General features: G+C 73.9%; 11 protein-coding genes. 8 read left to right on the top strand and 3 right to left on the bottom strand.

From position 1 onward, the window contains the following. Nucleotides 1–18: 18 nt before the first annotated feature. From ACWEMJ_RS19915 to ACWEMJ_RS19905, 3 genes are all read right to left on the bottom strand, one after another. Nucleotides 19–1,164 (bottom strand): hypothetical protein, encoded by a 1,146-nt coding sequence (locus ACWEMJ_RS19915; RefSeq protein WP_452138383.1) that lies wholly within the window; start codon nucleotides 1,162–1,164, stop codon nucleotides 19–21. Nucleotides 1,165–1,302: 138 nt separating this feature from the next. Beyond that, nucleotides 1,303–2,451 (bottom strand): metallophosphoesterase, encoded by a 1,149-nt coding sequence (locus ACWEMJ_RS19910; RefSeq protein ID WP_452138382.1) that lies wholly within the window; start codon nucleotides 2,449–2,451, stop codon nucleotides 1,303–1,305. A gap of 147 nt (nucleotides 2,452–2,598) precedes the next feature. Then, complete coding sequence (locus ACWEMJ_RS19905) at nucleotides 2,599–3,756, bottom strand: LacI family DNA-binding transcriptional regulator (RefSeq protein WP_073818037.1); 1,158 nt, start codon at nucleotides 3,754–3,756, stop codon at nucleotides 2,599–2,601. Between the two features lie 287 nt (nucleotides 3,757–4,043). Between ACWEMJ_RS19905 and hisC the strand changes: the two genes are divergently transcribed. The 8 genes from hisC to ACWEMJ_RS19865 all read left to right on the top strand — a co-directional run bounded on the left by hisC (nucleotide 4,044) and on the right by ACWEMJ_RS19865 (nucleotide 13,075). Further along, complete coding sequence (gene hisC, locus ACWEMJ_RS19900) at nucleotides 4,044–5,120, top strand: histidinol-phosphate transaminase (RefSeq protein ID WP_452138381.1); 1,077 nt, start codon at nucleotides 4,044–4,046, stop codon at nucleotides 5,118–5,120. A gap of 98 nt (nucleotides 5,121–5,218) precedes the next feature. Further along, nucleotides 5,219–6,508 (top strand): TrpB-like pyridoxal phosphate-dependent enzyme, encoded by a 1,290-nt coding sequence (locus tag ACWEMJ_RS19895; RefSeq protein ID WP_452138380.1) that lies wholly within the window; start codon nucleotides 5,219–5,221, stop codon nucleotides 6,506–6,508. A 243-nt stretch (nucleotides 6,509–6,751) separates the two neighbouring features. Then, nucleotides 6,752–8,119: an efflux RND transporter periplasmic adaptor subunit gene (locus ACWEMJ_RS19890; RefSeq protein WP_452138379.1), complete on the top strand. Its 1,368-nt coding sequence runs from the start codon at nucleotides 6,752–6,754 to the stop codon at nucleotides 8,117–8,119. Next, entirely contained in the window at nucleotides 8,116–8,889 is a 774-nt protein-coding gene (locus ACWEMJ_RS19885) for an ABC transporter ATP-binding protein (RefSeq protein ID WP_452138378.1), read from the top strand. Before ACWEMJ_RS19890 ends, ACWEMJ_RS19885 begins: the two co-directional genes overlap by 4 nt. Then, entirely contained in the window at nucleotides 8,886–10,088 is a 1,203-nt protein-coding gene (locus ACWEMJ_RS19880) for an ABC transporter permease (RefSeq protein ID WP_452138377.1), read from the top strand. The genes ACWEMJ_RS19885 and ACWEMJ_RS19880 overlap by 4 nt, the downstream gene beginning before the upstream one ends. Nucleotides 10,089–10,101: 13 nt before the next feature. Continuing rightward, a complete protein-coding gene (locus ACWEMJ_RS19875; RefSeq protein WP_452138376.1) occupies nucleotides 10,102–10,695 on the top strand; it encodes a hypothetical protein in 594 nt (197 codons plus the stop codon). A 222-nt stretch (nucleotides 10,696–10,917) separates the two neighbouring features. Continuing rightward, on the top strand, nucleotides 10,918–11,610 hold the full coding sequence (locus tag ACWEMJ_RS19870; protein WP_452138375.1) for a response regulator transcription factor: 693 nt from the start codon (nucleotides 10,918–10,920) through the stop codon (nucleotides 11,608–11,610). Nucleotide 11,611: 1 nt separating this feature from the next. Continuing rightward, the gene (locus ACWEMJ_RS19865; RefSeq protein ID WP_452138374.1) at nucleotides 11,612–13,075 is read left to right on the top strand and encodes a sensor histidine kinase; all 1,464 of its coding nucleotides are present in this window, start codon (nucleotides 11,612–11,614) and stop codon (nucleotides 13,073–13,075) included. Nucleotides 13,076–13,095: the final 20 nt, after the last annotated feature.

Genomic DNA, 13,095 nt, shown 5'->3' with positions numbered 1-13,095 from the left:
GGGCGATCGCGCCTGCCGTCAGTCGTCGTCCCGGCGCGGGCGGCCGTCCCGGTCGGTCAGCCCCTCGGGCCCCGGGCTGGTGAAGTCGGGTGCGGTCCAGTCGGGGTGGCTCCCCGGCCCGGGGCCGGTGAAGCCGGGGCCGTCGGTGCGCTTGCGGCCGCGGTCGTCGGTCAACCCCTCCGGCCCCGGCCCGGTGAAGTCGGGGCTGCTGTGGCCCGGCCCGGTGAACCCTGCCGGGCGCGGGCGGCCGTCCCGGTCGGTCAGCCCCTCGGGCCCCGGGCTGGTGAAGTCCGGTGCGGTCCAGTCGGCGTGCGCCTCGGGCCCGGGGCTGGTGAAGCGGGGGCCGTCGGTGCGCTTGCGGCCGCGGTCGTCGGTCAACCCCTCCGGTCCGGGGCTGGTGAAGTCCGGGCTGTGGTGGCCCGGGGAGGTGAATCCGCCGAGCCGCGGGCGGCCCTGATCGTCCGTCAGCCCCTCCGGCCCGGGGCTGGTGAACCCGGGGCTCGCGTACCCGGCGCGGCCGAAGCCGGGGCTGTGCAGGTCCGGTCGGCCGGTGCGGGCGTGCGGGACGCCGGGCGTCGGGGTGTGGTTGGCGTGCAGCCAGGGCAGCAGGGCGCGTTCGCGCAGCGCGCTGTGCCAGGCGGCCCGGGCCTCGGCCAGCTCGGCGTCCTGCCGGGGGTCGGCGCCGGGGGCGGGGGAGGTGGCGCGGAGCGCGGTGAGGACGAGTCCGGCGCCGCCGATCAGCAGGGCGGCGGCGGCGACGGCCAGCGCGAGCAGTCCGGCGGTGACGGTGGAACGGCCGAGCGCCAGCCCGGGCGCGACGGCCCGCAGCAGCCAGCCGAGCAGCAGCAGCGCCAGCCCGGCGGACCCGGCCAGCACCGGGGTCAGCACCGTCAGCACCGGGAACAGCCCGGCCCCGGCGGGCGGCTCGCCGTCCGGCCGTTCGGCGAGCGCGGTGCGCAGCGCCAGGTAGCGGGCGTACTCGGCGGCGGCGGGCGCGGCGACGGTGTCGGCGTCGGCGAGGGCCCTGGTGTGCAGCTGTTCGGCGGTGAGGTGCTCGCCGGGCGCGGCCAGGGCCTGCCGGACGGTGGGGTCGCGCAGCGCTTCGTCGAGCAGCCGCGCGAAGTCGGCGCGGTCCTCGGCGAGCAGGCGCGGCGGGTGGCTCATGGGTACCCCGTTCCGCGAGGTGGACGACAAGTCGCAGGCCTCGATGGTAGGGGTGCGCGGGAGCACGCCGACAGGCTCTTTCCGGAACTTCGGGACGCCCGATTCCCTTGCCCCGTCGAGCAGTTGTTCTCCCGGAGGTCAGTTCAGCGGCAGCCGGGCGACCAGCAGGCGGCCGTCCATGGTGACGCCGCCGTCCATCGCGATGGCCAGCTCGTCCGCGTAGATGTACGGGCCGGGCACGTGCGGCGGGATGCCGTCCTCCGGGTGGTCGCCGGTCAGGTACGGGATCGGGCTGTGGCCGTGCACCACCCGGTAGCCGCCGTACATGGCGAGCAGCTCCTGCGCGGCCATGGTGCCGGCCTGGCCGCGGAACGCGAACCGCTTGGTGAACTTGCGGAACGCGTCCCACCATTCGTCGATGCCCTCGTCGGCGAGCAGCGCGTGCACGGCGTCGTTGACGTCGGCGATGGTCTCGCCGTACTCCAGGTACGCGGTGGTGTCGGAGTGCAGCAGCAGGTGGCCGTCCTCCAGGGCCATCGCGGGCAGCCGGGACAGCCAGCTGATGTGGTGCGGCTGGAGGCGTTCCAGGTCGTGCTGCTGGCCGCCGTTGAGCCGCCAGGCGGCGAGGAACGAGGCGGTGCCGGCGGTGGACTGGACGGCCTCGTCGCCGTAGCGGGCGGCGCCCAGGAACAGCAGTTCGTGATTGCCCATCAGGGCGCGGCAGTAGCCGCCGGCGGCGGCGGCCTCGGCGGCGAGCTGCATCACCAGGTCGATGACGCCGATGCCGTCCGGGCCGCGGTCGGTGAAGTCGCCGAGGAACCAGACCCGGGAGCGGCCGGCCGACCAGTGGCCGTCGGCGTCGATCAGGCCCTGCTGGTGCAGCGCGGCGAGCAGTTCGTCGAGGTAGCCGTGCACGTCGCCGATGACGAACAGCGGGCCGGGGCCCTCGCCGGGCTCGGGCTGCGGGTACGGGAAGTGCACCTCGACGGCCGGCGCGGGCTCGATCGGCGGGCCGAGCTCGATGGTCGGCGGGTCCTCGTGCGGGACGGCCATGGTGGGGGCGTAGTGCCCGGGCACCGGCGCGTTGTCGCCGAACTGCCCGGCGGGGGCCCAGTGCTGCTCCAGGTAGTGGGCGCCGCCGTAGGTGCTGTGGGTGTCCTCGTACTGGTAGCCGGCGGGTTCCGCCGGCTCGAACCAGGAGCCTTGGGGGAGCACGTCGAGGTCCTGGCGGGAGCGGATGCCCGAGTGCGGGTGCTCGGGTTCGCGGAAGAGGTCCTCGGGTGTCATTCGCCCATCATAGGAAGCGCACTCTCCCGCCGTCCTCACCTGGTCGGTATCCGTTTTCCCCGCCGACCGGTCGGGCGGCGGATCGGCCGCCCGGTCTGCCCCGGTCCGGGATGGTCCGGACCGCGGGCGGGCGCGGGCGGCGGGCGCTCAGACCTCGCCCGGCGGGCGGGGCGGACTGACCGTGGTGCGCGGGCTGCGGCGCTGCGAGGAGGCCCGCACGATCAGCTCGGTGGGCATCAGGGTGCCGGGCGGCGGGCCCGTCCCCGCGGTGCGGTAGCGCGGCGGGAAGAGCCGCCCGGGCACCGATCCTGATCCCGCGTCGACTCCTTCGATCGCGTCGATCAGCAGGTTGACCACGGTGGTCCCGATCCGACGCGGTTTCAGCGACAGTGTGGTGATGGGGGGTTCGGTGTTGGCGTAGACGTCCGACTCCGAGCAGCACACCAGCAGCAGGTCGTCCGGCACCCGCAGGCCGTAGCGGCGGGCGGCGGCCAGCAGGTCGGTGCCGTTCGGGTCGAACAGTCCGTACACCGCGTCGGGCCGGTCCGGGCGGGCCAGCAGGCGGTCGGCGGCGACCGCGCCGGCGGCCGGGTCGTGCGCCGGGTACGCCTCGTACACCGGCTCCTGGCCGACCCGGTCGCACCAGGCGAGGTACGCCTCGGTGGACAGCCGGGTGTAGGTGTCGGTGGAGGTGCCGGTGAGCAGGCCGATCCGGCGGGCGCCGGCCTCGCTCAGGTGCTCCAGGATGCCGAGCACCGCCGCCTCGTGGTCGTTGTCCACCCAGGCGGTGACCGGGCAGTTGCCCGGTTTGCCGTCGGAGACCACCGGCACCCCGGACCGGTACAGCTCGGTGACCAGCGGGTCCTGGTCGGGCGGGTCGATCACCACCGTGCCGTCCAGCGCGATGTTGCTCCACACGTCGTGCCGGGAGGACGCGGGCAGCACCACCAGGGCGTAGCCGCGGCCCAGCGCGGCGCTGGTGGCGGCCCGCGCCATCTCCGCGAAGTAGGCGAACTCGGTGAAGGTGAACGGCTCTTCGCCGTACGTGGTGACGGTCAGGCCGATCAGGCCGGACCGGCCGGTGCGCAAGGTCCGGGCGGCGGCGGACGGCCGGTAGCCGAGGCGCTCGGCTACCTCGCGGACCCGGCTGCGGGTCTCGTCCGGGAGCCGGCCCTTCCCGTTGAGGGCGTCCGAGACCGTGGTGATGGAGACTCCGGCGGCCGCCGCGACGTCCCGGATGCCTGCCCGTTCCAGGCGCCGTGAGGCGGTGGCTCGGCGACCGTTCTGATTGGCTGCTGCTGTCATGGCGGACCGATCGTATGGCGCGTCGCAGCGTTCCGTGACCGGATCGCTACGGGCCGTCGAAGATACGTTTCTCCATGACCGACTCAGGGTCGCACCCTTCGAGAACTGCGATTTTCCGGCTCAGATACCTCTGACATGTGCCAAAGGAACCCGGCAGAATGGCTGATCTGCACCCGTAACCCGGACGAGCATCTCACCCGCACGGGTGAGGAGCGGTCGGTATCGTTCACGGCACCCGACCGGGGAGCGACCGGTACCACCGCCGAGGAAGAGAAACGGAGAACCCCGTGGTTCAGCGCGAGCACGGCCCCCGCCTGCGGCCGACCCTGGACGACATCCCCAGCTACAAGCCCGGGAAGCCCGCCGAAGCGGACTCCTACAAGCTGTCCTCCAACGAGAACCCGTACCCGCCGCTGCCCGGCGTGCTGGAGGCCGCGGTCGCCGCCGCCGGCGGCTTCAACCGCTACCCGGACATGGGGGTCGGCGCGCTCACCACCGAGCTCGCCCGGCGCTTCGACGTCCCCGCCGAGCACATCGCCACCGGCACCGGCTCGGTCGGCGTCGCCCAGTCCCTGGTGCTCGCCACCGCCGGCGAGGGCGACGAAGTCATGTTCGCCTGGCGCTCGTTCGAGGCCTACCCGATCATCACCCAGGTCGCCGGCGCCACCCCCGTGCCCGTCCCGCTGACCGCCGACGAGGCCCACGACCTCGACGCAATGCTCGCCGCGATCACCGACCGGACCCGGCTGATCTTCGTCTGCAACCCCAACAACCCGACCGGCGCCGCCCTGCACCGCGAGGAGCTGGTCCGCTTCCTGGACGCCGTGCCGTCGCACATCCTGATCGTCCTCGACGAGGCCTACCGCGAGTTCATCCGCGACGAGGACGTCCCCGACGGCATCGAGCTGTACCGCGACCGCCCCAACGTCTGCGTGCTGCGCACCTTCTCCAAGGCGTACGGCCTGGCCGGCCTGCGGGTCGGCTTCGCCGTCGGCCACGAGCGGGTCGCCACCGCGCTGCGCAAGACCGCCGTCCCGTTCGGCGTCAGCCAGCTCGCGCAGGACGCCGCGGTCGCCTCGCTGCGCGCCGAGGAGGCGCTGCTGGAGCGGGTGGAGGCGCTGGTCGCCGAGCGCGTCCGGGTGACCGCCGCGCTGCGCGCCCAGGGCTGGACGGTGGTCCCCTCCGAGGCCAACTTCGTCTGGCTGCGGCTCGGCGAGCGCACCCTCGACTTCGCCGCCGCCTGCGCCGAGGCGGGCGTGGTGGTCCGCCCGTTCCCCGGCGAGGGCGTGCGGATCTCGATCGGCGAGGTCAAGGGCAACGACCTGTTCCTGGGCGTCGCGGAGGCGTTCCGCAAGGAGCTCTGACGGATCGTGGGAAACGCGGGGCGGGCATTCCGGTTGCCCGCCCCGTCGGCGTGGAAGGACTCCCGGCGGCAGCGATCGCACCGCAGGGGAGAGCCCGGATGAGCCAGCACACCGATCCCACGCCCACCACCTGGTACAACATCATTCCGGACCTCCCGGAGCCGGTGCCGCCGATGCTGCACCCCGGCACCAAGGAGCCGGTCACCGTCGAGGACCTCACCCCGCTGTTCCCGGCCGAGATCGCCGCCCAGGAGCTCGGCGGCCCCCGCGAGGTCGACATCCCCGGCCCGGTCCTCGACCTGTACCGCCGCTGGCGCCCCGCCCCGCTGGTGCGCGCCGAACGCCTGGAGCGGGCCCTCGGCACCCCCGCCCGGATCTACTACAAGTACGAGGGCGGCAACCCCACCGGCTCGCACAAGCTCAACACCGCGCTCGCGCAGGCGTACTACAACAAGCGGGCCGGCGTGACCCGGCTGGTCACCGAGACCGGCGCCGGGCAGTGGGGCAGCGCGCTGGGCCTCGCCTGCTCGTTCATGGAGCTGGACTGCGAGGTCTTCATGGTCCGGGTCTCCTACGACCAGAAGCCCTACCGGCGGGCTCTGATGGAGACCTACGGCGCGCGCGTGCACGCCTCCCCGTCCGACCTGACCGCCGCAGGCCGGGCCGTGCTCGCCGAGGACCCGGCGAACCCCGGCAGCCTCGGGCTGGCGATCGCCGAGGCCGTCGAGTCGCTGGCGGCGGCCGGCGGCAGCGCCAAGTACGCGCTCGGCTCGGTGCTCAACCACGTGCTGCTGCACCAGACCGTGATCGGGCAGGAGGCGCTCGTCCAGTTCGAGCGGTTCGACGACTACCCGGACGTGGTGATCGGCGCGGCCGGCGGCGGCTCCAACTTCGGCGGGCTCGCCTTCCCGTTCCTCGGCGAGCAGTTGGCGGGCCGCCGGTCGGTGCGGGCGGTCGCGGTGGAGCCCGCGTCCTGCCCCACGCTGACGCAGGGCCGCTACGACTACGACTTCGGCGACAGCGCCGGCACCACCCCGCTGCTGAAGATGCACACCCTCGGCCACGCCTTCACCCCGCCGCCGATGCACGCCGGCGGGCTGCGCTACCACGGCATGTCGCCGATCGTCAGCCACCTCAAGGAACTCGGCCTGCTGGAGGCCGTCGCGGTGCCGCAGACCGCCTGCTTCGAGGCCGGGGTGGCCTTCGCCCGCGCCGAGGGCATCGTCCCCGCCCCCGAGTCCACCCACGCGGTGCGGGTGGCGATCGACGAGGCGCTGGCCTGCCGGGAGTCCGGCGAGTCGAAGGCGATCGTGTTCGCGCTCTCCGGGCACGGCAACTTCGACATGCAGGCCTACCTCGACCACTTCGCCGGGAAGCTGACCGACTGACGCTCCCGCCGTCCGAGGCTCCCGCCGGCCGACGCTCCCGCCGTCCGAGGCTCCCGCCGGGTGAAGCGGGGACGGGACTTCGCTGGGAGCTCCCTGGGCGTTCGGTCAAGAGCTGGTGGTCCGCCGGTGATCCGGCGGGCCGCCGGTGGTCGATGAGCGGTGATTCGTCCGGATCGCGACGCCCAGCGGGCTCCCAGGATCCGCCCAGGGCGGCGAAAGAGCCCGGGGCGATGCTTCTGCGCCATGAAGGTGCTTCCGCGACGGCGTGGTGCCGTCCTCGTCAACTCCGCGCTCGGCGTGGCCCTGCTGGGCGGGGCCGCGCTGGCGTACACCACCCTGGACAGCGGGACCGGCAAGGCCGCCACCGGCCCCAAGGTCCGCACCGCCACGGTCGCCAAGGGCGCCGTCCAGGCCACCGTGTCCGGATCGGGCACGCTGTTCTCGCCCTCCGACGCCGGGCAGGACTTCACCACCGGCGGCCGGCTGACCGCGGTGAAGGTCGCGGTCGGCGACACGGTGAAGAAGGGCCAGGTGCTCGCCACCGTCGACACCACCACCGCCCAGCAGCAGGTCGACCAGGCGCAGTCCGCGCTGAACACCGCCCAGGCCAACCTGAGCAAGGCGGAGGCCGGCGAGAGCGTCACCACTACCGTTCCCGGATCCTCCAACTCCGGTGCGGGCACGGGCGGTTCGGGCACCCGAGGCGGCTCCGGCGGCACGGCCCAGGCCACCCCGCAGCCGACCACCACGACCACCGTGAAGATCGACCAGGCGCAGATCGCCCAGGCCCAGCAGCAGGTCGACAACGCGCAGACCACGCTCGCCAACGCCCGGACGGCGCTGGCCGGCACCACCCTCACCGCCACCACCGACGGCACCGTCGCCTCGATCTCCGGCAAGGTCGGCGACACCGTCGCCGGCGCCGGCTCCGCCGGCTCCGGCAACGGCTCCTCGACCTCCGCCAAGTCCGGTACGTCGAGCGGCAGTTCGAGCACCACCCCGACCGGCTTCGTGGTGCTGACCAACCCGTCCGGGATGGAGGTCACCGCCAACTTCTCCGAACTGGACTCGCTGAAGCTGAAGAAGGGCCAGCCGGCCACCGTCACCCTGAACGCGCAGTCCGACACCAAGCTCGACGCCACCGTGCTGTCGGTCAGCTCGCTGCCGTCCAGCACCGCCAACGGCGCCGTGCAGTACGGCGCGACCCTCCAGCTCACCGGCGACACCGCCGCGCTGCGCACCGGGCTGAGCGCCACCGTCTCGGTGGTCACCGGCTCCGCCGAGAACGCCCTGTCGGTGCCCACCGCGGCCCTCCAGGGCACCGGCGCCACCCGCACCGCCACCGTGGTGCACGAGGACGGCAGCACCGAGCGCGTGCAGGTGACCGTCGGCATCGAGGGCGACACCACCGCGCAGGTCACCGAGGGCCTCACCGAGGGCGAGAAGGTCGAGCTGACCGCCACCACGGCGGGCACCGGCAACGGCTTCCCGTCCGGCCAGTTCCCCGGCCTGGGCGGCGGCGGCACCGGCGGCTTCGGCGGCGGCACCGGCCGCAACGGCGGTGGCGGCAACGGCGGTGCGGGCAACGGCGGCGGGGGTTCGCGCGGATGAGCAGCGGCAAGCCCCCGGTGATCCGGATCCGCCGGGTCACCAAGTCCTACGGCCACGGCGACGCCGTCGTGCACGCCCTGCGCGGCCCGCTCGGCCCGGACGGCGCGCCCCTCGGCGTCGACCTGGACATCGCCGAGGGCGACTACGTCGCGGTGATGGGCTCCTCCGGCTCCGGCAAGTCCACCCTGATGAACATCCTCGGCTGCCTGGACGTCCCCACCTCCGGCCGCTACCTGCTGGACGGCGCCGACGTCGGCCACCTCGACGAGCGCCGGCTCGCCCTGGTCCGCAACCGCAGGATCGGCTTCGTGTTCCAGTCCTTCAACCTGGTGCCGCGCACCACCGCCCTCGCCCAGGTCGAACTGCCGCTCGCCTACGCGGGCGTCCGGGCCGCCGAACGCCGCCGCCGCGCGCTGGCCGCGCTCACCCTGGTCGGCCTCGCCGACCGGGCCGGCCACCGGCCCAACCAGCTCTCCGGCGGCCAGCAGCAGCGCGTCGCGGTGGCCCGCGCCCTGGTCACCGCCCCCGCGATGCTGCTCGCCGACGAGCCCACCGGCAACCTCGACAGCCGCTCCACCGAGGAGGTGCTCGGCATCATCGACGACCTCAACGCGCGCGGCCGCACCGTCGTGGTGATCACCCACGAGGACGAGGTGGCCCGGCACGCCAAGCGGGTCGTCCGCCTGGTCGACGGCGCGATCGTCTCCGACGTCCGGCAGGCCCCCGTCGACGGCCCGCCGCCGGCCCGGGCCGCGGAGGTGGTCGCGTGATCGCCTGGCAGATGGTCCGCTTCGCGGTCGGCGGCCTGGCCGCCAACAAGGTCCGCTCCGCGCTGACCATGCTCGGCGTGCTGATCGGCGTCGCCTCGGTGATCCTGCTGCTCGCCGTCGGCAACGGCTCCTCGGTGGCGGTGAAGGAGTCCATCACCTCGCTCGGCACCAACTCGCTGACCGTCTCCTCCGCGGCCTCCCGCGGCTCCGCCACCGCCGCCAAGAAGCTCACCGTGGAGGACGCCAAGGCACTCGCCTCGGCCACCGACGCTCCGGCCATCAGGTCCGTCGCCCCGGTGGTCACCACCAGCGGCACCGCGCTGTACGGCAACATCTCGTACCAGCCCGGCCAGATCGTCGGCACCTACCCGGCGTACTTCGAGACCGCCAACCAGAAGATCGCGAAGGGCGACTACTTCTCCGCCGACGACGTGCTCAACTCCCGCAAGGTCGCCGTGCTCGGCTCGACCACCGCCAAGGAGCTGTTCGCCGCCGAGGACCCGATCGGCAAGAAGATCACCATCGGCGGCACCCCGTTCACCGTCACCGGCGTGCTCACCGCCAAGGGCTCCACCGGCTTCAACGACCCCGACGACGTGGTGGTCGCCCCGCTGCCGACCGTGCAGAACGCGTTCACCGGCTTCGGCTCGGTCAACCAGATCCTGGTGCAGGCGTCCTCCGCCGACACCACCGCCGAGGCGCAGTCCGACATCACCCGGATCCTGATGGGCACCCACGCCCTCAAGGACCCGACCAAGGTCGACTTCCGGATCAGCAACCAGACCTCGCTGCTCAGCGCCCGCGAGTCCACCACCAAGACCTTCACGGTGCTGCTCGGCGCGGTCGCCGCGATCTCGCTGCTGGTCGGCGGCATCGGCATCACCAACATCATGCTGGTCACCGTCACTGAGCGGACCAGGGAGATCGGCATCCGCAAGGCGCTCGGCGCGCCCCGCGCCGTCATCCTCGGCCAGTTCCTCGCCGAGTCCACCCTGCTGTCGGTGATCGGCGCCGGCCTCGGCGTGCTCGCCGGGATCGTCGGCTCGCACTTCTCGGTGGTCGGCATCAAGCCGGTGGTCATCCCCGAGTCGGTGCTCGGCGCGTTCGCCATCGCCGTCGCCATCGGCCTGTTCTTCGGCAGCTACCCCGCCAACCGGGCCGCCTCGCTGCGCCCCATCGACGCCCTCCGGCACGAGTAGAAGGAGCCCTTTCATGTCGGACGAGCAGGAGTTGCTGGCCACCGCGCCGGACGCCCGCGACATCACCGCCGAGCTGGCCGCGCCGCCCCGCCGGAAGCTCCCCTGGCCCACCCTGGCGCTGGCCGGCGGCCTGATCGCCGTGCTGTCCTTCGCCGGCGGCGTCTGGTACCAGAAGGACAACGGGCCCGCGGGCGGCGGCACCCGCGCCTCGGGCGGCCAGCTCCCGGGCGGGCAGAACGGCCAGCAGGGCGGCCGCCGCGGCACCGGCCAGTTCCCCGGCGCCGGGCAGAACGGCCAGGGCGGCCAGCAGCCCGGCGGCGGCGGCTTCACCCGCGGCACCGTCAAGCAGGTGGACGGCACCACCGTCTACCTGACCGACGCCAACGGGAACACCGTGAAGGTCACCACCGGCGACTCCACCAGGGTCACCACCACCAAGGAGGGCAAGGTCGGCGACCTCCAGCCCGGCCAGAGCGTCACCGTGCTGGGCAGCAAGGGCGCCGACGGCTCCTACAGCGCCACCCAGCTCACCGAGGGCGGCGCGGGCGGCCGCGGCGGCTTCGGCCCGGGCGCCCCGGGCGGAGCCGGTGCGGGCCCCACCGGCTGACTCAGCCGATCTTCATTCCTTTGGCGTAGCCTGCCCGGGCTAGGGTTCTGTCTGACGATGTTCGGTCGGGTGCACCCGGCGGACCTCGTCCGACCGTCCCGGAAACCGCCCGGGCCGGCCCTTTTCGTCCTCGCCCGGGAGGCGGAGCAGATCGTGTCAGGCGCAGTGCAGTCGAGCCCGTCCGCAACGACCCCGGCAGGCGGTGAACCGTTCCTGCTGGTCGTGGACGACGAGCCCAACATCCGCGAACTGCTCTCCGCCAGCCTGCGGTTCTCCGGCTTCCGGGTGGCCTCCGCCGCCACCGGCCAGGAGGCCCTGGACGCCATCGCCGCCGAGCGCCCCGACCTGGTGGTGCTCGACGTGATGCTGCCCGACCTGGACGGCTTCACCGTCGTCCGGCGGCTGCGCGACCAGACCCAGTGGCCGGGCAGCCCCGAGCACGTCCCGGTGCTGTTCCTCACCGCCAAGGACGGCACCGGCGACAAGGTGCAGGGCCTGGCCGTCGGCGCCGACGACTACGTCACCAAGCCGTTCAGCCTGGAGGAGCTGATCGCCCGCATCCGGGCGATCCTGCGCCGGGCCGGCGGCCCCGCCGACGACGGCCGCCTGGTGGTCGCCGACCTCACCCTCGACCCCACCGCCCACGAGGTCACCCGCGGCGGCGTCCCGGTCTCGCTCTCCCCCACCGAGTTCAAGCTGCTGCACTACCTGATGTCCAACGTCGGCCGGGTGGTCTCCAAGGCGCAGATCCTCGACCACGTGTGGGCCTACGACTTCGGCGGCGACCTGTCCATCGTCGAGTCGTACATCTCCTACCTGCGCCGCAAGCTCGACTCCGGCCCGGCGCACGGCCCCAAGCTGATCCACACCGTGCGCGGCATCGGCTACGCGCTGCGCCGCCCGCCGAACAGCTGAGATGGCGCGCATCTCGCTGCGGACCCGGCTGCTGGTGCTGGCGCTGCTGCTGGTCACCACCGGCCTGGTGGTCAGCGACACGCTGGTGCTCGGCGTCGTCCGCGGCCAGCTGGTCGAACGCGCCGACCAGCAGCTGGAGCGCTACGCCGAACCGCTGTCGCGCCGCGCGCCGAGCAGGCAGCAGTCCCCGGTGTCGGTGTTCAGCCCGCAGACCGTCGGCCGCCGCAGCGGCCAGACCCTGCCCAGCGAGTACGTGGTGCGTTACCTGTCCGCCGACGGCGCCGTGCTGTCGGTGCTGCGCCAGCCGCTGACCGACTCCGAGCCCGCCCCGCAGCTGCCCGTGCTGACCGCCGCCGACCTGGCCGGGCGGGAGGCCGAGCCGTTCACCGCCAAGGTGCCGCGCGGCAGCGAGTGGCGCTCCCTGGTGCTCCCGCTGCAGCGCACCGTCGCCACCGACTTCGGCTCGCCGCGCTTCGTGCAGGTCGCGGTGCCGCTGGACGACGTGCAGTCCACCATCAGGCACCTGCGCTCGACCTTCTTCACGATCGGCGGCGCGCTGCTGGTCGGCCTGGCCGGCCTGGGCGCCCTCGCGGTCCGGGCCGGGCTGCGGCCGCTGCGCCAGCTGGAGGCGGGCGCGCAGCGGATAGCCGACGGCGACCTCTCGCACCGGATGCCGGAACTGCCCGCCCGCACCGAGGTCGGCCGGCTGTCGGCCGCGCTGAACCGGATGCTCACCGACATCGAGACCGCCTTCGCCGACCGCGCCGCCTCCGAGCGCCGGATGCGCCGCTTCGTCGCCGACGCCTCGCACGAGCTGCGCACCCCGCTGGCGGGCATCCGGGGCTTCGCCGAACTGCACCGGATGGGCGCGCTGGACGACGTGGACCGGGCGATGGACCGGATCGAGTCGGAGGCGGTCCGGATGGGCGGCCTGGTCGAGGACCTGCTGATGCTGGCCCGCCTGGACGAGGAGCGCCCGCTGAACCTCGCCCCGATGGACCTGCGCACCCTCGCCGCCGACGCCCTGCACGACCTGACCGCGCTCGACCCGGGCCGCCCGGTCGCGCTGACCGGCCCGAACGGCGAGGGCGCCCCGCAGCCCGCCCCGGTGTTCGGCGACGAGGCCCGGCTGCGCCAGGTGGTGACCAACCTGGTCGGCAACGCGGTCAAGCACACCCCGCCGGGCACCGCGGTACGGATCGGCGTCGGCCGGGTGGACGGCGGCTGCCTGCTGGAGGTGGCCGACCGGGGCCCCGGCATGACGGAGGAGCAGGCCGCGCTGGTGTTCGAGCGCTTCTACCGGGTGGACGCCTCCCGCACCCGCCGGGCCGGCGAGGGCGGGGGAGCGGGCCTGGGCCTGGCGATCGCCTCGGCCCTGGTGGCCGCGCACGGCGGCGAGCTGAGCCTGCGCACCGCGCCGGGCGACGGCGCGGCGTTCCGGGTGGTCCTGCCGCACCAGCGCTGAGGCGGCGTCAGCGGCAGGGG

The organism is Kitasatospora sp. NPDC004531, from assembly GCF_053602195.1.
The sequence above is the reverse complement of the archived record's forward strand: the minus strand, read 5'-3'. Positions and strand labels throughout refer to the sequence as shown.